This window comes from Saccharopolyspora sp. 6M (assembly GCF_020176775.1).
In the GTDB taxonomy this organism is placed as follows: Bacteria; Actinomycetota; Actinomycetes; order Mycobacteriales; family Pseudonocardiaceae; genus Saccharopolyspora_C; species Saccharopolyspora_C gregorii.
This window is the reverse complement of record NZ_JAIUJZ010000030.1, coordinates 20,660-37,863: the sequence shown is the minus strand read 5'-3', so window position 1 is coordinate 37,863 and position 17,204 is coordinate 20,660. Positions and strand designations below refer to the sequence as shown.

Sequence of the window (17,204 nt, the reverse complement as noted above, 5' to 3'; positions counted from 1 at the left end):
CCTGCGGGCAAGCAGCGGTTTCGACGAGGAGGTTGCGGCGTGGGCGAGTTCGTCAGGCTCGAAGTGGAAGGCGCCATCGGCACGATCCGGCTGGACCGGCCGCCGATGAACGCGCTGAACCAGCAGATCGAGCAGGAGCTGAAGGCCGTGGCCGCCGAGGCCGCCGCGCACCCCGACGTGCGCGCGGTGATCGTCTACGGCGGCGAGAAGGTCCTCGCCGCGGGCGCCGACATCAAGGAGATGGCCGGCATGTCCTACGCGGACATGGCGGGCAAGGAAGCCGACGGGCTGTCCGCGGCGATGAGCGCCGTCGCCGCCATCCCGAAGCCGACCGTCGCCGCCATCACCGGCTACGCCCTCGGCGGCGGGTTCGAGCTGGCGCTGAGCTGCGACCGCCGCATCGCCGGAGAGGGCGCGAAGGTCGGCCAGCCGGAGATCCTGCTCGGCGTCATCCCCGGCGCGGGCGGCACCCAGCGGCTCGCCCGCCTCGTCGGCCCCAGCAAGGCGAAGGACATCATCTTCTCCGGCCGGTTCGTGAAGGCCCCCGAGGCGCTGGAACTCGGCCTCGTCGACGAGGTCGTCCCCGGTGACGAGGTGTACGCGGCCGCGCGGAAGTGGGCCGAGCAGTTCGCGAACGGACCGGTGCACGCGCTCGCCGCCGCGAAGGCCGCCATCGACGGCGGACTCGACGTGGACCTGGCCAGCGGGCTGAAGCTGGAGACGCAGATCTTCGCCGGGCTGTTCGCCACCGAGGACCAGAAGATCGGCATGCGCTCGTTCGTCGAGAACGGGCCCGGCAAGGCCGAGTTCACCGGCCGCTGACCGGCACTCCCGCGGACGCCCCGCTCGCCCTCCCCGGCGGGCGGGGCGTTCGCGCGGACTAGAGTGCTGCGCGTCCGAGCAGCGCGTGGCAGGGAGACCCGGAGTGGCGTACGCCTTCGACCTGGACGACGTGGCGTTCCTGCGCTCCCCCGCCGGGACCGAGGCCGTCGCCGCGCTGTCCGGGCGGCCGCTGACCGCGGACACCCGCCTCGCCGACGTCGCCGCCGCCCGCGCCACCGCGGGCCCGCGGTTCGCCGCCGCCGCGCTGGAGACCGCGGTGCTGCGCGGCAAGGCCGCGGCGAAGCTCGACGGCACCGCGGACTGGTTGTTCACCGGCGACGCGCTGCAGCAGGCCACCGCGGCCGCCGTCGCCCGGCACCGCGCGCGCCGCCTCGCCGGGCGGGACGTGCACGACGTGACCTGCTCGATCGGCGCCGATCTCCGGGAGATCGCCCGCGTCGCCCGGCGCTGCCTCGGCTCGGACCTCGACGAGGTGCGGCTCGCCATGGCCCGGCACAACCTCGCCGCCGACGGCGCCACCGCCGCGTTCGCCCGCGCCGACGCGCTGCGGCCCACCAGCACCGGCACCGCGATCACCGCGGACCCGGCGCGCCGCGACGGCAGCGGGCGCCGCCGCTGGAACCCCGCCGACCTGGTACCGCCGCTCGACGAGCTCCTCGACGTCTACACCGGACGCGACCTCGTCGTGAAGTGCGCGCCCGGCCTGGACTTCGACGCCATCCCCGCGCACGCCGAAGTGGAGGTCGTGTCGCTGGCCGGGCAGGTGCGGGAGGCCGCGGTGTGGCTCGGCGGGCTCGCCGACCCCGAAGTGCGCCGCCGCGCCACGGTGCTGCGCGCCGACGGCACCCGCGACGAGCTCACCGACCGCGAACCCGACGACTGCCCCACCCGCGACGCCGGGCAGTGGCTGGTCGACCCGGACGGAGCGGTGGTGCGCGCCGGGCTGGTGCGGCACTACGCGGCGCGGCACGGGCTGGGGCAGCTCGACCCGCGCATCGCCTACCTCACCGGCGACGCGCCGCCGCCCGGCATCCGCGCCTTCCGGGTCCTCGACCACGGCAAGTACTCCGAGAAGGCGCTGCGGGCGCTGCTGCGCGCGCACGACGTGGGGCGGCTGGAGATCATGACCCGCGGGGTGGACGTCGACCCGGACGCGCTGCGGCGCAGGCTCAAACCGCGCGGCGCCGGCGAAGCCACCGCGGTCCTCACCCGCGTCGGCAGCACCCCGCGCGCCTACCTGTGCCGGGCCGAACGCACCTGATCACTGCCCGACGATGGTGACCTGGCGGGTCTCGTGCGGGCCGTCCCAGGTGCGCGGCAACGGCGTCGTGACCTCCGGCGCGACGACGTCCACGATCGCGTCCAGCGCGGCCTCCGCCTTGCCGACCCACAGGTGCTTGGTGTCGCCGAAGCCGTGCACCCGGGCCTGCGGGATCGCCGCGAACCGTTCCCGCGCCTCCGCCGGGCGCAGGTAGTCGTCGAACTCCGGAACCAGCGCGTGCACCGGCTTCCCGGACTCGCCCCAGGCCCGCAGGTGCTCCTCGGTGCTCCAGCGCAGCGGCGGCGAGATCAGCACCGCGCCGCGCACCAGCGGATCCAGCCCGTGCACCAAGGTCAGGTCGGTGCCGAACGACCAACCGACCAGCCACACGTTCGGCAGGTCGTGGAACTCGGCGTACTCCAGGGCGGCGGCCACGTCGAACCGCTCCGCGCCGCCCGAGTCGAACTCGCCCTCGCTGCGCCCCGCCTCGCTGGCCGTACCGCGCGTGTTGAACCGCAGCACCGCCAGATCGGCGAGCGCGGGCAGCCGGAACGCGGCCTTGCGGAACAGGTGCGAATCCATCATGCCGCCGTGCGTCGGCAGCGGGTGCAGGCACACCAGGGTGGCCCGCGGCGCGCCGGTCTCCGGCAGCGACAGCTCACCGATCAACCGCAGCTCGTCCGCGGTGTGCAGGGTGATCTGCTCCCGCTTCGCGGGCAGCACGGTGTTGGCGCGGATCTCGGTGCTCATCCCCGCGATCCTCCCACGCGAGCACGCACCGATCGTTGTGAGCTTCCCGGCAACCGGGCCCGCCAGTACCGGCCGCAGCGGTGCGGTCGCCGAGGCACCGCCCCGCGCGAACCGGCTCAGGACCACCGGCGCGTCGGGCCGCGCCGGGCGCGGGCCTGCCAGCAGGAGCTGTGCCAATGCCTCCGGTCCGCCACGTCCCCCTGCTCGTCGGCGGGCCACGCCACCACGTGCCCGACACCGGGCCGCACCTCGTGGTCGCAGCCCGGGCAGCGGTAGGTCTTGGTGGCCTGCGCGGCGGGCACCGTGCGCACCACCCACTCGCCGTCGGGACCCTCTTCGACCCTGGACCAGCCGAAACCGGCGCCCAACGGGCGCGGGGACTTCCCCGGCTGGCCTCCGGCGGGACGTTGTTGGCGGTTGCGGCGCGGCACGCCCCACACCGTAACCGCCCGCGCCGCCGCCCCTAGCGCGGTGGCAGCCCGGGCCAGGCGCGCTCCGCGAGGCCCCTCGCGAACTCGCACGCGTCCAGGCCGGTCCCGTCCGGGTAGGCGACGACGAGCATCGCCACCTCCACCTGGCCGTCGCCGGCCGGGCCGAACGGCAGGTGCCCGGTCTCCGCCGAGCACAGCGGGGTCGCCGGATCACCACCGACGACGCTGGTCACGGTGCGCCGGCCCGCGATCTGCTCCTCGACCGCCGTGCCGTGCAGCACCGCAGGCGGGTCACCGGCCGTGTGCACCAGCCGGACCCGCGGCGCGGACGCGTCGTCCGGCCCCCACTGGCACTGGTGGCCGCCCGGCGCGGCCACCGGCTCGGCGTTCTCCAGGCCCGGGACCTGCCGCACCACGTCGGTGGACAGCACCCGGCACGGATCCAGCACGGCCAGCGAGTTCGCGGGGAAGTTCCGGTGCGACACCCGGTGTTCCCGGATAGCGGCGGCGACCTGTTCGGCACCCGCCTGCGCCATCCCGCACAGCTCGACACCCGGACCACCGGCCAGCTGGTCGGCGCTCACCAGCACCGACCGGTCGCCGAGCAGCACCCGCCGGGTGCAGTGGCCCGGCAGCGGCGCCTCCTGCGCGATGCGCGGCTCGGCCTCGCCCACCACCGGATCCGACTGGCCGGGGTCTTCCGGCGCGAGTTCGCCGACCTTCACCTGCGCGAGGGCACCGCCGTCCGCGCGCACCCGCAGCAGGCAGTAGTCCAACGAGACGGTGCCCGCGTCGCGCACCTCGCCGAAGCGCGCCAGCGCGGCATCGTCGACCAGCGAACACGGGTCGACCGTGCGGGGATCGCCGAGGGCCGCCGCCCGATCGGCGGACTCGCGGTCCGGCGCGGGTTCGGGGAGCTGCTGCGCGACACCGCTGCACCCTGCGGCCAACAGCAGCGATAGCAGCAGCACCGGCAGGCCTCGGAAGCGGGGGCGCGACGGCATCGACTCACCCTAACCGCCCGGCGACCCGCTCCCGCGACGATGGGGGCGGGCCGCGCGGAACTCCCGGTCGCCGCGCCTCGACTCGTCGCACGGTCCCCGGACGGCAGGACGTCCGCGGCCGTCCGGTGGACCGCTTTCCGGGCGCGGGCGCGGATTTCCGGCCCGAGCTGCGAGGTCCCGGGCGGCGGTCCTCCGGGCGAAGCTGCCGATCCCCGAGCCGGGCGGGGCCGTGATCTCCCGGGCAGGCCCGGTCACTCGCCGAAGTTGCCCTCCACCAACTCCAGCACGCGCCGCACCGCCTCCCCGGCGTCGGCGCCGCTGGCGACGAGGGTCACCCGGTCGCCCTTGCGGGCACCGAGCCCCATCAGCCCCAGCACGCTCGCCGCATCGGCCTCCGCGTCGCCGAGCCGCACCCGCACGTCCGCCTGCAACCCGGCGAGGCTGCGGGCCAGCAACGCCGCCGGGCGGGCGTGCAACCCGACCTCGTTGCGCAGCTCCAGCTCCTCGGTGATCGTCTCCCCGGCCGGAGCGGCCTGCTCGATGTCCGACCCGACCCCGGCGGCGACCGCGGCGCGCGCCACCGCGTCCAGGTCCTTGCCGCCCTGCGCCTCCACGGCCGCGGCCACCGCGCCCTCCACCAACGGGGCGTCCGCGACGATGGCCCGCGTCGGGTCGCCCAGCGTCTCCACCGCCAGCTCCGCCGTCATCTGCGCGCTGCCCAGGTCGTAGAGCAGCACCACCCCGGAACCCGAGTCGGCGTCCGAGAGCGCCGCGGACACCTTGTCGAAGTCGGTGCCGAGAGCACCCCCGGCCAACCCGCCCGCGGGCAGCACCACCACGTCCGGCGCCATCTGCGCGGCCAGCTCCGCCACCCCCGCGGCGAGCCGCTCGCTGTGCGACACGACGACCAGTCCGACACCCATCACGACCTCGATTCGGCGAACGCGGACAACAGCAGCGCGGTCGAACGGGCGCCCGGGTCGACGTGCCCCGCGCTGCGCTCCCCCAGGTAGGACGCCCGGCCCTTGCGGGCGACGAGCGGTTCGGTGGACTCCGCACCCGTGCGCGCGGCGGCCGCGGCCACCGCCAGCACCCGGTCCGGGCCCGCGCCCTCCGCGGCGGCGGCCGTCGCCGCGTCCACCGCCGGGACCAGCGCGTCCACCATCGTCTTGTCCCCCGGCTCGGCCCTGCCGCGGGCCACCACGCCCTCCAACCCGGACTGCAGGGCCGCCGCGACCGCCATGCCGTCCAGCTCGGTCGCGTCCCCCACCGCGGACGCCGCCCGCAGGAACGCCGTGCCGTACAGCGGACCGGACGCCCCGCCGACCGTGGAGATCAACGTGGTGGCGACCTGCTTGAGCACCGCGCCCGGCGTCTCCGGCGCCGCCGTGTCCAGCTTCGAAGCGACCGCGCGGAACCCGCGGTCCATGTTCTCGCCGTGGTCCGCGTCGCCGATCACCCGGTCCAGCTCCACCAGCTCGTCCCGGTGATCGCCCACCACCGCCGCGCCCGCCCGCAGCGCGGCGATCACGTCCTGTGCCGTGCAACCCATCAGTTCACCCGTCCTCGTCACCAGTGCAGTGCGGCCGTGCGCACCGGGTCGTCCCACAGCTCGGTGAGCTCGTCGTCCAGCTTCAGCAACGTCAGGCTCATGCCCTGCATGTCCAGGCTCGTCGTGTACGGGCCGACCAGCCTGCGGCGCACCCGCACGCCCCGCTCCGCCAACAGCCGCTCCGCGACGCCGTGCGCCAGGTACAGCTCGATCAGCGGCGTCGCGCCCATCGAATTCGTGAACAGCAGGACCTCGTCGCCCGCCTCGAACGGCAGGTCCGCCAAGATCGGCTCCAGCAGCCTCGCGACCAGGCCGTCCGCGTCCTCCATCGGGATGCGTTCCCGGCCAGGCTCCCCGTGGATGCCGATGCCGATCTCCACCTCGTCGTCGCCGAGCGTGAAGCTCGGGGAGCCCGCGTGCGGAACGGTCGGCCCGGTCAGCGCCACGCCCATCGACCGCACCCAGCCCACCACGCGCCGGGCGATCGCCTCGCAACCCGCCAGGTCCACGCCGCGCTCCACCGCCGCGCCGACGATCTTCTCCACCAGGACGGTGCCGCCCACGCCGCGGCGGCCCGCGGTGTGCGTGGAGTCCTTCACCGCCACGTCGTCGTCGACGATCACCGCGCGGACGTCGGTGCCCTCCAGGCCCGCCAGCTCCGCCGCCGTCTCGAAGTTCAGCACGTCACCCGTGTAGTTCTTCACCAGCAGCAGCGCACCCGCGCCCGCCTCGGTCTCGGCGATCGCCGCCTGCACCGCGTCCGGCGTCGGCGAGGTGAACACCGCGCCCGGCACCGCCGCCGTGAGCATGCCCCGCCCCACGAAACCGCCGTGCAGCGGCTCGTGGCCCGAACCGCCACCCGAGATCAACGCCACCCGGCCCGCCAGCGGCGCGTCGGCGCGCACGATCAACGCCGGATCGGTGCGCACCCGCAGCAGCTCCGGGTGCGCGGCGGCCATGCCGCGCAGCGCGTCGCCGACCACCGCGGCCGGATCGTTGATGATCTTCTTCACCGTTGCTCTCCTCGCCGCCGGATCGCGACCGCGGCGCCGCCTGCTCGACGACCGGTCTCGCTGGAACGTTCGGGCGCACCGACCACACGCGCCCGGAGCGACCGCCTCCGCACAATCCTCACCCCCACCGGGGCCGCGCGGCACCTCTCGGCCCGCCGCGACGCGCATTCGATCACTCCGAGCGGGCAGGTTACGCGGCGCGACGCACCAGCACACCGAGCACCGCCGGTGCGAGGAAGGGAACCTTCCTGTCACGGGTGCGAGGAAGGGAACCTTTCTGTCACCAGCACGGCCAAGGGAACCTTCCTGTCACCGGCGCGAGGAAGGGAACCTTCCGGTCACCGCACGCGGGGCGCGGTGACCGGAAGGCCCTCGTGCTCAGCCCGTCAGCGCCCGCGGGTGAGGCGGATCAGCCGAACGACCGCGCGCACCGTGCCCTTCGAGCGGGCGAAGCTCATCGGGTTCAGCGGGATGCGGAACTTGGTGCGGGTCATCGACTGCGGGCGGGCGAACTCGCGCAGCCCGTCCTCGCCGTGGATGCGCCCGAACCCGGAGTCGCCGACGCCGCCGAAGGGCAGCGCGGGAACCGCGGCGAACGCGATGACCGAGTTGACCGCGACCATCCCGGCCCGCAGCTTCCGCCCCAGCTCCACCCCGCGGGACCGCGAGAACACGGTGCCGCCGAGGCCGTAGTTCCCCTGGTTGGCGCGCTCCACGCCTTCGTCCGCGTCGCGCACGCGTTCCACGACGAGGGTCGGGCCGAAGGTCTCGTCGACCGCCGCCGCCGAGCCGGCCGGGACGTCGACGAGCACCACCGGTTCCACGAACGGGGGCCGCACCGAGTCCTTGCCACCGACGACGGCCCGCGCGCCCCCGTCGAGTGCTTCGTCGACGTGCCTGCGGATGACCTCGACCTGGGAGGGCATGGTGATCGGCCCCAGGTCGGCACCCGGCTCACCGCCGGGCCGCAGCTTCTTGGCGCGTTCGGCGACGAGTTCGAGGAACCGGTCCGCGACGGCCTCCACCACGAACACCCGCTCCACGCCGATGCAGGTCTGCCCGGCGTTGGACATGCCGCCCCAGACGGCGGCTTCCGCGGCGGCCTTGAGGTCGGCGTCGGAGTCGACGATGAGCGCGTCCTTGCCACCGCACTCGACCAGCACCGGGGTCAACGTCTCCGAGCAGGCCGCCATCACGCGCTTGCCGGTGGCCGTGGAGCCGGTGAACGCCACCTTGTCGACGCCCGACGCGCACAGCGCGGCACCGGTCTCGCCGAATCCGGTGGTGAGGGCCAGCACGGGGTGCTCCGGTACGACCTCGGCGAAGCTGTCCACCAACCAGCGACCGACGCCGGGGGTGAGTTCGCTGGGCTTGAACACCACCGAGTTGCCCGCCGCGAGCGCGTAGGCGATCGATCCCATCGGAGTGAACGCCGGGTAGTTCCACGGGCCGATCACGCCGACGACCCCGAACGGCACGTACTCGACGGTGGCGGCCTGGTTGGCCATCAGCACGCCGGACCCCACCTTGCGCCTGCGCAGCACCTTCTCGGCCTTGTTCGCCGCCCAGTGCAGGTGGTCGATCACCAGGACCAGTTCGAGCCGGGCGTCGTCGAGCGGTTTGCCGGTCTCCGAACAGATCACCCCGGCCAGCTCGTCGATGCCGCGCACCAGCAGGGCGCGCCACTGGTCCAGTCGTTTCTTGCGCTCCGCGAAGCCGAGCTCCGCCCACCACCGCCCGGCGACCCGGGCGGATTCGACGATCTCGTTGACCTCGGTGGCGTCGTGCAGCGGGTACCGGCCCACGACTTCGCCGGTACGCGGGTCGAGCGAGTCGAACGTGGTCTGCGCTGAGCTCGCTGCGGCCATCGGCTCGGCCTCGCCGCTGGCGGTCCGGGTCATGTGCTGCCTCCCACCGTGTCAATGGTCGTTGTGAATCGGCAGCCTACGGAAATCCCGCGCTCAGCGGCAGGTTCTGCGAACTAATGCCGGGTTCGCATGTGAACGGCGCGAAGTCCTCGCCCGCCCGCGCGGCCGCGGCAGCGGGCTCCCGGGTTCGCGGCGCACCGCCGTCGGACCGCACCTCGGTCGGCGCGGCGGCGGTCGCGCGTCCCGGGCCCGGACGTGCGAACGCGGCGCCGCCGACCAGGCCGAAGCCGTGGTCGACGACGCCGCGCGGACGGGCCGTTCCGCCCGGTGACCGGGCGGGAAGGTCCCGGTCAGTGTTCGGTCGCGGTGTCCTCGGAGACGTCCGCGGGCACCACGATGGGCCGCAACCGGACCCACAGGGCGAACAGGACGGCGAAGACGAGCATGCCGACGCCGCTCCACAGGTTGATGTTCATGCCCGCGGCCTTCGCCACGTCCTCGGAGCTCGCGGTGGCCCCGAGCACGGTGAGCACCAAGCCGTACAGGAAGAACAGCACGGCGATGATCAGCCGGATGTCGAAGGCGCCCGCGGTGCGCTTGCTTGTCTCAGTAGCCATGGGGTTCCTCCGGTCAGCCGAAGACGATGTTGAGCACGATGGTGATCACCAGGACGATGCCCGCCATCAAGCCGGGCTTGCGGTACCAGCCCGCGTCCTCACCCGAGTTCGAGGCCTGGAGCTTGGTCCGCGGCGTGAGCGAGTACACCAGACCGACCAGCTCGGCTTCGGGCTTCGGCCGGGTCACCACGCTCACCAGCACGCTGACCACGATGTCGACGACGAACGCGGCACCGGCACCGACGAAGCTGGCGCCCTGGCCCGGCAGGTCCAGCACCCCGGCCTCGGAGAGGCCGAACACCGCGACCGCGGAGACGGTACCCAGCACCAGGCCGAGCCAGCCCGCGGTCGGGGTCATCCGCTTCCAGAACATGCCCAGGATGAACGTGGCGAACAGCGGCGCGTTGAAGAACGAGAACAGCTGCTGCAGGTAGTCCATCAGGTTGGAGTAACCGGAGGCGATGAACGCGGTGCCGACGGCGATCACGGTGGCACCGACGGTGACCCAGCGACCCATCTTCAGGTAGTACTGGTCCGGCCGGTCCTTGGCGATGTACGCCTGCCAGATGTCGTAGGTGAAGACCGTGTTGAACGAGCTCAGGTTCGCCGCCATGCCGGCCATGAACGAGGCGAGCAGACCGGCCAGCGCCACGCCGAGGATGCCGTTGGGCAGCAGGTCGCGCATCAGCAGCAGGATCGCGTCGTTGTAGTCCACGCTGCCGGTCTCGGTCGCCTTGTAGGCGACGAGTTCCTGCACCGCGACGCCGGCGATCATGCCGGGGATGATGACGATGAACGGGATCAGCAGCTTGGGGAAGGCACCGATGATCGGGGTGCGCTGGGCCGCGGACATGCTCTTGGAGGCCATGGCGCGCTGCACCTCGACGAAGTTCGTCGTCCAGTAGCCGAAGGCCAGCACGAAGCCGAGGCCGAACACGATGCCCAGCACGCTCAGGAAGCTGTTGGTGAAGCCGGTGAGCTCGGTGCCCGGCCACGCCGAGAGCTGCTCGGGCCCGCCCGGGCTGGCGCTGATCTTCTCGACCAGGCCGTCCCAGCCGCCGACCTTGTGCAGGCCGACCAGCGTCAGCGGCAGCAGTGCCGCGACGATCACGAAGAACTGCAGCACCTCGTTGTAGATCGCCGCCGACAGCCCGCCGAGCGCGGTGTAGGTGAGCACGATCGCGGCGGCCACCAGCACGGAGACCCACAGCGGCCAGCCCAGCAGCACGTTCACGATGCTCGCCAGCAGGTACAGGTTGACGCCCGCGATGAGCACCTGGGCGACGGCGAAGCTGATGCCGTTGACCAGGTGGGCGGGCTTGCCGAACCGGCGCAGCATGAACTCGGGAACGCTGCGGACCTTCGAGCCGTAGTAGAACGGCATCATCACGATGCCGAGGAACAGCATCGCCGGGACCGCACCGACCCAGAAGTAGTGCATGGTCGGCATGCCGTACTCGGCGCCGTTCGCCGACATGCCGATGATCTCGATCGCGCCCAGGTTGGCGGCGATGAAGGCCAACCCCGTCACCCACGCCGGCAGCGCGCGCCCGGACAGGAAGAAGTCCAAGCTCGTGGAGACCGAGCGCCGGGCGAGATAGCCGATTCCGAGCACGAACGCGAAGTACAGCGCGAGCAGCACGTAGTCGACCGCACTGGCATCGAGCCGCAACTCTTCTTGGGCTAGCACGTCCACGGCTACCCCACCTCCAGACCCAACAAAGTCCAACGATAATCACCACCCGATCGGCGGCAGACGGACACTACCGCACAGTGGGACCACTCACACTGGACCGATACCAATTCGTTGAGCGTCACCTTTCGGAGGTATCGACACTCCCCCGAGCAGCGGAAACATCACGGACAGTCAGCCGCAGCAGCGGCACCGGAAACCCACCACGAACCGACGCCGAACCAACGCGGACGGTGAATCCACCACGCCGCACCGGACCAGTCCACAGGAGAAAACGGAAATCAACCCGAGCCGCCGGAGGCGCACCGAGCCGGTTCGCGCACCGGCGGAGCGCCGGGGCGGGCGGTGCGCGCAGGTGGGCCGCCGAACCCGGCCGGCCACGCCGAACACCGGCCGTCGACACGGCCGGCAGGACGAGGAGCAGGAGCGGAGGCGCGGAGCACTGGGCTGATCATGCCTCCAGTGTTCCGCGCCCCACCACGGAAATCATCACTCAGCGGAGTGAACACACGTTCGAAAGCCGGGTTTCACCCGGTGGCGGATCAGAACAGCCGGAACTCGTCCGGCTCGATCCCGCGCAGCTGGTCGTAGTCCAAGGTCACGCACCGGATGCCGCGGTCCTCGGCCAGCGTCCGCGCCTGCGGCTTGATCTGCTGCGCGGCGAACACGCCCGTCACCGGGGACAGCAGCGGATCCCGGTTCAACAGCTCCAGGTAGCGGGTCAGCTGCTCCACCCCGTCGATCTCGCCGCGGCGCTTGATCTCGACCGCGACGCTGGAACCGTCCGAATCCCGGCACATCAGGTCCACCGGACCGATCGCCGTCGGGAACTCGCGGCGCACCAGCGACCACCCGTCGCCGAGCGTCGTGACGTGCTCGGCCAGCAGTTGCTGCAGGTGCGCCTCGACGCCGTCCTTGACCAGGCCCGGTTCCGGGCCGAGCTCGTGCTTGGAGTCGTGCAGCACCTCTTCGAGGCTGATCACCAGCTTCTCGCCGGCCTTGTTCTGCACCGTCCACACGCCGGGATCCTCGATGAGCCAGCACGGCGGGCTCATCCAGTTCAACGGCTTGTAGGCGCGGTCGTCGGAGTGCACCGAGACCGAACCGTCCGCCTTCACCAGCAGCAGGCGCTGCGCCATGGGCAGGTGCGCGGTGAGGCGGCCGACGTAATCGACCTTGCAGCGAGCGATGACAAGACGCACCCGGCACAGGGTACGGGCGACGATCACGATGTCGAGCACCCATGCCGGTTCAGGGCAGGCGAACCTTCGAAAGATCACCAGTCGCACCGGGTCTACCGTGCGTTCCCGTGTCGTACGCCCAGCTGTTCACCCGAGTCAAACCGGTCGAGCGCCTCGCCGACGACGGCTCGCACACCGCGCTGCACCGCACGCTCGGACTCGTGCCGCTCATCGCGCTGTCCGTCGGCGCGACCCTCGGCACCGGCATCTTCGTCGTGCTCGCCGAAGCCGCGCCCGCCGCGGGCCCGGCCGTCGTCGTGTCGTTCGTGCTGGCCGGTCTCGCCGCGCTCTGCTCCGCGCTGTCCTACGCCGAACTGGCGGGCAGCGTGCCCGTCTCCGGATCGGCCTACTCCTACGCCTACGCCACGCTCGGTGAACTCGTCGCCTGGATCTGCGGCTGGTGCCTGCTGCTGGAGTACGGCGTCTCGGTGGCCGCGGTCGCCGTCGGCTGGGGCGGCTACCTCAACGAGTTCCTGCGCGGCACCATCGGGCTCACCCTGCCCGACGCGCTGTCCGCGCCGCCCGGTGAAGGCGGCGTGGTCAACGTGCCCGCCGTCATCGTGGTGCTGCTGGCCACCGCCGTGCTGATGATGGGCGTGCGGGAGAGCGCCGCCGTCACCACCGCCACCACGCTGCTGAAGATCGGCGTGCTGGTGTTCTTCGTCTGCGTGGCGCTGACCGCGTTCCGCTCGGACAACCTCACCCCGTTCGCGCCCGCCGGCATCGCCGGGATCTCCGCCGGGGCGTCCGCGGTGTTCTTCTCGTTCATCGGCTTCGACGCCGCCTCCACCGCGGGCGAGGAAGCGCGCAATCCGAAGCGGGACCTGCCGCGGGCCATCATGATCTCGCTCGCGATCGTCACCCTCGTCTACGTCGTGGTCGCGTTCGCCGCCGTCGGCGCCGTCGGCACCGACGTGCTCGGCGGGTCGGACGCCTCGCTGGCCACCGCGCTGGAGATCGTCACCGGCCAGGGCTGGCCCGCGGTGCTGCTCGCCTTCGGCGCCGTCGTCGCCATCGCCTCCGTGGTGCTCACCGTGCTGTACGGGCAGACGCGGATCCTGGTGTCGATGTCCCGGGACGGGTTGATGCCCGCCAAGCTGTCCGCGGTCAACCGCCGGGCCGTGCCCGCGCACAACACCATGATCGTCGGGCTGCTGGTGGCCGCCCTCGCCGCCGTGGTGCCGCTGAGCAGCCTCGCCGACGCCACCAGCATCGGGACGCTCGTCGCGTTCGGCGTCGTCAACATCGGCGTCATCGTGCTGCGCCGGCGCAAACCCGACCTGGAGCGGTCCTTCCGCACCCCGCTGATGCCGTGGGTGCCGCTGCTCGGGGTCGCGCTGTGCGCCTACCTGATCCTCGGATTGGACCGGGTGACCTGGCTCGTCTTCGCGATCTGGATGGTGGCGGGGCTCGCCGTGTACCTCGGGTACGGGCTGCGGCGGTCCAAGCTCAACTGAGCCCGGGTCGACGGGAAGGGAACCTTCCGCGCAGCCATGACCGGAAGGTTCCCTTCCGCACACCGCGCGACCGGCGCGCGGCGGGGCGGTGGACGATGGTCGGATGCGCATGACGAGCAGCCGCGAGGTGTACGCCAACGCGTGGATGACCGTCCGGGAGGACGGCATCCGCCGCCCCGACGGGTCCGACGGCATCTACGGCGTGGTGGACAAACCGGACTACGCGTTGATCATCCCGCTGGACGGCGACCGGATTCACCTGGTCGAGCAGTTCCGCTACCCGCTCGGGCAACGCCGCTGGGAGTTCCCGCAGGGCACCGCGCCCGACCGCGCCGAAGTCGAGACCGCCGAACTCGCCGCCCGCGAACTGCGCGAGGAAACGGGCCTGCGCGCCGAGCGGCTCACCGAGCTGGGACGCCTGGACGTGGCGCCGGGCATGTCCAGCCAGCGCGGTCGCGCATACCTGGCGACCGGGCTCACCGCGGGCGAGCACGAACGGGAACCGGAGGAGCAGGACATGCGGGCGGCGTGGTTCGAACGCGCCGAGTTCGAGCGGATGATCCGCGGCGGCGCGGTCACCGACGCCCAATCCGTGGCCGCCTACCAACTGCTCTGCTTGCACGAACGGGGGGTTTGACCGGTATCGCACCGGTCCCGGTCACGCGCGGCTGTGGCGCCCGTCGCGGGCGCCCGGAATCACGTGACGGAACCCGCCCCGGCTCATTATCCTGCGCTGGTGCCAGCTCAACTCGTGCCCTTCGTGCTGTTCGTGATCGTGGTGACCCTCGCCCCCGGGCCGGACATGGCGCTCGGGCTGCGCAACAGCATCCGCGGCGGCTCGACCGGGATGTGGTGGACCGGGCTCGGCTGCTGCGCCGGCCTGCTGGTGCACGCGGCGATCTCGGTGGCGGGGCTCTCCGCGCTGCTGGCGGCCTCCGCCGTCGCCTACACGGCGCTCAAGCTCGGCGGCGCCGCCTACCTGGTGTGGCTCGGCGCGACGACGCTGTGGAAGAGCATCCGGAACCGGCACGAGGCGCCCGCGGCGGCGCTGCCGGAACCGCGGCCGGTCGCCGGGGGGCTGACGCGGCGCGCGGCGTTCCGGCAGGGCCTGGTGAGCAACGTGCTCAACCCGAAGATCATCCTGCTGTTCCTGACGCTGCTGCCGCAGTTCATCTCGCCCGGCGAACCGCGCGCGCTCACCTCGATGATCCTCACCGTGGCGTTCCTGGCCGTGGCGCTGGTGTACTGGCGGCTGGCGTCCTGGCTGGTCGGCGGCCTGCGCGAACTGCTCAGCCGCCGGAAGGTGAAGCTCGCGCTGGAACGCGCCACCGGCACCGTGATGATCGCCCTAGGCCTCCGGGTGGCCTTCGAGAGCGGCTGATGCAGACTCCACTTCGGCCACGTGGTGCTCGGGTGGCGGAACCTCAGCGGCGGCCGAACCGCGGAGCCGTCGGGAGCTGCTGAGCCGCGAGGAGTCCGGCCGCCGGTCGGTCAGTCCGTGACGCGCTCGATATAGGCGCCCAGGCTGCGCAGGTTCTCCACGAAGTTCGGATAACCCCGGTCGATGTGGAACACGTCCCACACCTCGGTCACGCCGTCCGCGCACAACCCGGCCAGCACCAGGCCGACCCCGGCGCGGATGTCCGACGCCCACACCGGGGCGCTGGAGAGCCGCTCCAACCCACGCACCACCGCGTGGTGCCCGTCGGTGCGCGCGTCCGCGCCCATCCGCACCAGTTCCTCGATGAACCGGAAGCGGGACTCGAACAGGTTCTCCGTGATCATCGACGTGCCGTCGGCCACCGCCGACAGCGCCAGCGCCATCGGCTGCAGGTCCGTCGCGAACCCCGGGTACGGCAGCGTCACGTAGTCCACGGCCAGCGGGCGGCGGTCCGCGACCACGCGGAACTCCTCATCGCCCACCACGACCTCGGCGCCCGCGCTGCGCAGCTTCTCCAGCACCAGGTTCACGTGGTGCGGGTCCACCCCGCGCACCTTGATGTCGCCCTGGGTGGCCACCGCGGCGAACGCCCAGGTGGCGCCGACGATGCGGTCGCCGATGACGCGGTGCTCCACCGCCTTCAGCGAGGTCACCCCGTGCACGGTGAGCGTCGAGGTGCCCGCGCCCTCGATCTTCGCGCCCATCTGCTGGAGCATCACGCACAGGTCGACGATCTCCGGCTCCCGCGCCGCGTTGTCGATCATCGTGGTGCCTTCGGCGAGGACCGCGGCCATCAGGATGTTCTCCGTGGCGCCCACGCTCGGGAAGTCCAGCCAGATCTGGGCGCCGCGCAGGTTCTCCGCCTCCGCCACCACCGCGCCGTGCTCGATGTGGCTGGTCGCGCCGAGCTGCCGCAGCCCGCTCTGGTGCATGTCCAGCGGACGCGAACCGATCGCGTCGCCGCCCGGCAACGTCACCACGGCCTTGCGGCACCGCGCCACCAGCGGGCCCAGCACGCACACCGAGGCGCGCAGCTTGCCCATCGACGGCGACACCGCCTCGTGGCTGATCTCCGCGGGCGTCGTGATGTACGCGGTGCGGCCCTCGATGGCGACCTCGCAGCCCAGGCTGCGCAGCACGTCGCCCATCAGCGGGACGTCCAGGATCTCCGGGCAGTTGGTGATCGTCGTCGTGCCCTCGGCCAGCAACGCGGCCGCCATCAGCTTCAGCACGCTGTTCTTCGCGCCGACCACATCGACTTCGCCGACGAGGCGCGCCCCGCCGTGCACGCGGAAGTGCTCACTCACGAACAGCAGGTTACGGGCCGGGCGCCGCCCCGTCCGTGGCGGGTGCGCCGGGCCGCGGCCGTGCGATGAAGGGAACCTTCCTGCCACCGGTGACCGGAAGGTTCCCTTCATCCCACGATCAACCGGCGCGCAGCACCTACCCTGGAAGGCATGGCCGTACACCTGACGAAGATCTACACCCGGACCGGCGACGCCGGCACCACGCGGCTCTCGGACAACTCGCAGATCAGCAAGACCGATCCGCGGCTGGTCGCCTACGCCGACGTGGACGAGACGAACTCGGTGCTGGGAGTGGCGCTGGCCACCGCGAGCTTCGACGCGGCGATCGTCGAGGTGCTGCGGACCGTGCAGAACGACCTGTTCGACGTGGGCGCCGACCTGTCCACCCCGGTGGTGCCGAACCCCGAGTTCCCGCCGCTGCGGGTCACCCAGGACTACATCGACCGGCTCGAAGGCTGGTGCGACGAGTACAACGCGCAGGTGCCGAAGCTGAACTCGTTCATCCTCCCCGGCGGCACCCCCGGCGGTGCGCTGCTGCACCAGGCCCGGTGCACGGCGCGGCGGGCGGAGCGCTCTGCGTGGGCATTGCTGGAGGTCGACGCCGAGCGCAGCAACGCGCTCGCCGCCAAGTACCTGAACCGGCTCTCCGACCTGCTGTTCATCCTCGCCCGCGTCGCCAACCCGGGCGGTGACGTGCTGTGGCGCCCGGGCGGCGGCGCCTGACCG

General features: G+C 72.4%; 17 protein-coding genes. 6 read left to right on the top strand and 11 right to left on the bottom strand.

Going from position 1 to position 17,204, the window contains the following annotated elements:
• Positions 1-39: 39 nt before the first annotated feature.
• Positions 40-822, top strand: coding sequence for an enoyl-CoA hydratase/isomerase family protein (locus LCD31_RS05700; protein ID WP_224956433.1), 783 nt, complete (start codon positions 40-42; stop codon positions 820-822).
• Positions 823-925: 103 nt separating this feature from the next.
• The gene (locus LCD31_RS05695; protein WP_224956432.1) at positions 926-2,104 is read left to right on the top strand and encodes a class I SAM-dependent methyltransferase; all 1,179 of its coding nucleotides are present in this window, start codon (positions 926-928) and stop codon (positions 2,102-2,104) included.
• Here LCD31_RS05695 and LCD31_RS05690 read toward each other — a convergent pair whose 3' ends face one another.
• From LCD31_RS05690 to nucS, 10 genes are all read right to left on the bottom strand, one after another.
• Positions 2,105-2,854, bottom strand: coding sequence for an alpha/beta hydrolase (locus LCD31_RS05690; RefSeq protein ID WP_224956431.1), 750 nt, complete (start codon positions 2,852-2,854; stop codon positions 2,105-2,107).
• A gap of 116 nt (positions 2,855-2,970) precedes the next feature.
• A complete protein-coding gene (locus LCD31_RS05685) occupies positions 2,971-3,285 on the bottom strand; it encodes a hypothetical protein (protein WP_224956430.1) in 315 nt (104 codons plus the stop codon).
• 32 nt (positions 3,286-3,317) lie between these two features.
• Entirely contained in the window at positions 3,318-4,289 is a 972-nt protein-coding gene (locus LCD31_RS05680) for a DUF3558 family protein (RefSeq protein ID WP_224956429.1), read from the bottom strand.
• Between the two features lie 251 nt (positions 4,290-4,540).
• Entirely contained in the window at positions 4,541-5,212 is a 672-nt protein-coding gene (dhaM, locus tag LCD31_RS05675) for a dihydroxyacetone kinase phosphoryl donor subunit DhaM (RefSeq protein ID WP_224956428.1), read from the bottom strand.
• Positions 5,212-5,841, bottom strand: a complete 630-nt coding sequence (dhaL, locus tag LCD31_RS05670) for a dihydroxyacetone kinase subunit DhaL (RefSeq protein WP_224956426.1) — start codon at positions 5,839-5,841, stop codon at positions 5,212-5,214. The genes dhaM and dhaL overlap by 1 nt, the downstream gene beginning before the upstream one ends.
• Before the next feature lie 17 nt (positions 5,842-5,858).
• The gene (gene dhaK / locus LCD31_RS05665; RefSeq protein ID WP_224956425.1) at positions 5,859-6,854 is read right to left on the bottom strand and encodes a dihydroxyacetone kinase subunit DhaK; all 996 of its coding nucleotides are present in this window, start codon (positions 6,852-6,854) and stop codon (positions 5,859-5,861) included.
• 386 nt (positions 6,855-7,240) lie between these two features.
• Positions 7,241-8,755: an aldehyde dehydrogenase family protein gene (locus tag LCD31_RS05660; RefSeq protein WP_224956424.1), complete on the bottom strand. Its 1,515-nt coding sequence runs from the start codon at positions 8,753-8,755 to the stop codon at positions 7,241-7,243.
• A gap of 317 nt (positions 8,756-9,072) precedes the next feature.
• On the bottom strand, positions 9,073-9,339 hold the full coding sequence (locus tag LCD31_RS05655; protein WP_224956423.1) for a hypothetical protein: 267 nt from the start codon (positions 9,337-9,339) through the stop codon (positions 9,073-9,075).
• Positions 9,340-9,352: 13 nt separating this feature from the next.
• Complete coding sequence (locus LCD31_RS05650) at positions 9,353-11,035, bottom strand: sodium:solute symporter family protein (protein ID WP_224956422.1); 1,683 nt, start codon at positions 11,033-11,035, stop codon at positions 9,353-9,355.
• A 539-nt stretch (positions 11,036-11,574) separates the two neighbouring features.
• Entirely contained in the window at positions 11,575-12,234 is a 660-nt protein-coding gene (nucS, locus tag LCD31_RS05645; RefSeq protein WP_224956421.1) for an endonuclease NucS, read from the bottom strand.
• A gap of 107 nt (positions 12,235-12,341) precedes the next feature.
• Between nucS and LCD31_RS05640 the strand changes: the two genes are divergently transcribed.
• From LCD31_RS05640 to LCD31_RS05630, 3 genes are all read left to right on the top strand, one after another.
• The gene (locus LCD31_RS05640) at positions 12,342-13,730 is read left to right on the top strand and encodes an amino acid permease (RefSeq protein WP_224956420.1); all 1,389 of its coding nucleotides are present in this window, start codon (positions 12,342-12,344) and stop codon (positions 13,728-13,730) included.
• Positions 13,731-13,833: 103 nt separating this feature from the next.
• Complete coding sequence (locus tag LCD31_RS05635) at positions 13,834-14,367, top strand: NUDIX hydrolase (RefSeq protein ID WP_224956419.1); 534 nt, start codon at positions 13,834-13,836, stop codon at positions 14,365-14,367.
• Positions 14,368-14,466: 99 nt separating this feature from the next.
• Positions 14,467-15,111 (top strand): LysE family translocator, encoded by a 645-nt coding sequence (locus LCD31_RS05630; protein WP_224956417.1) that lies wholly within the window; start codon positions 14,467-14,469, stop codon positions 15,109-15,111.
• 110 nt (positions 15,112-15,221) lie between these two features.
• On the opposite strand, the gene murA is transcribed toward LCD31_RS05630, so the two are convergent.
• Positions 15,222-16,478, bottom strand: a complete 1,257-nt coding sequence (gene murA, locus LCD31_RS05625) for a UDP-N-acetylglucosamine 1-carboxyvinyltransferase (protein ID WP_224956415.1) — start codon at positions 16,476-16,478, stop codon at positions 15,222-15,224.
• Between the two features lie 150 nt (positions 16,479-16,628).
• Here murA and LCD31_RS05620 point away from each other — a divergent pair, with 150 nt between their 5' ends.
• Positions 16,629-17,201, top strand: a complete 573-nt coding sequence (locus tag LCD31_RS05620; protein ID WP_224956414.1) for a cob(I)yrinic acid a,c-diamide adenosyltransferase — start codon at positions 16,629-16,631, stop codon at positions 17,199-17,201.
• Positions 17,202-17,204 lie beyond the last annotated feature (3 nt).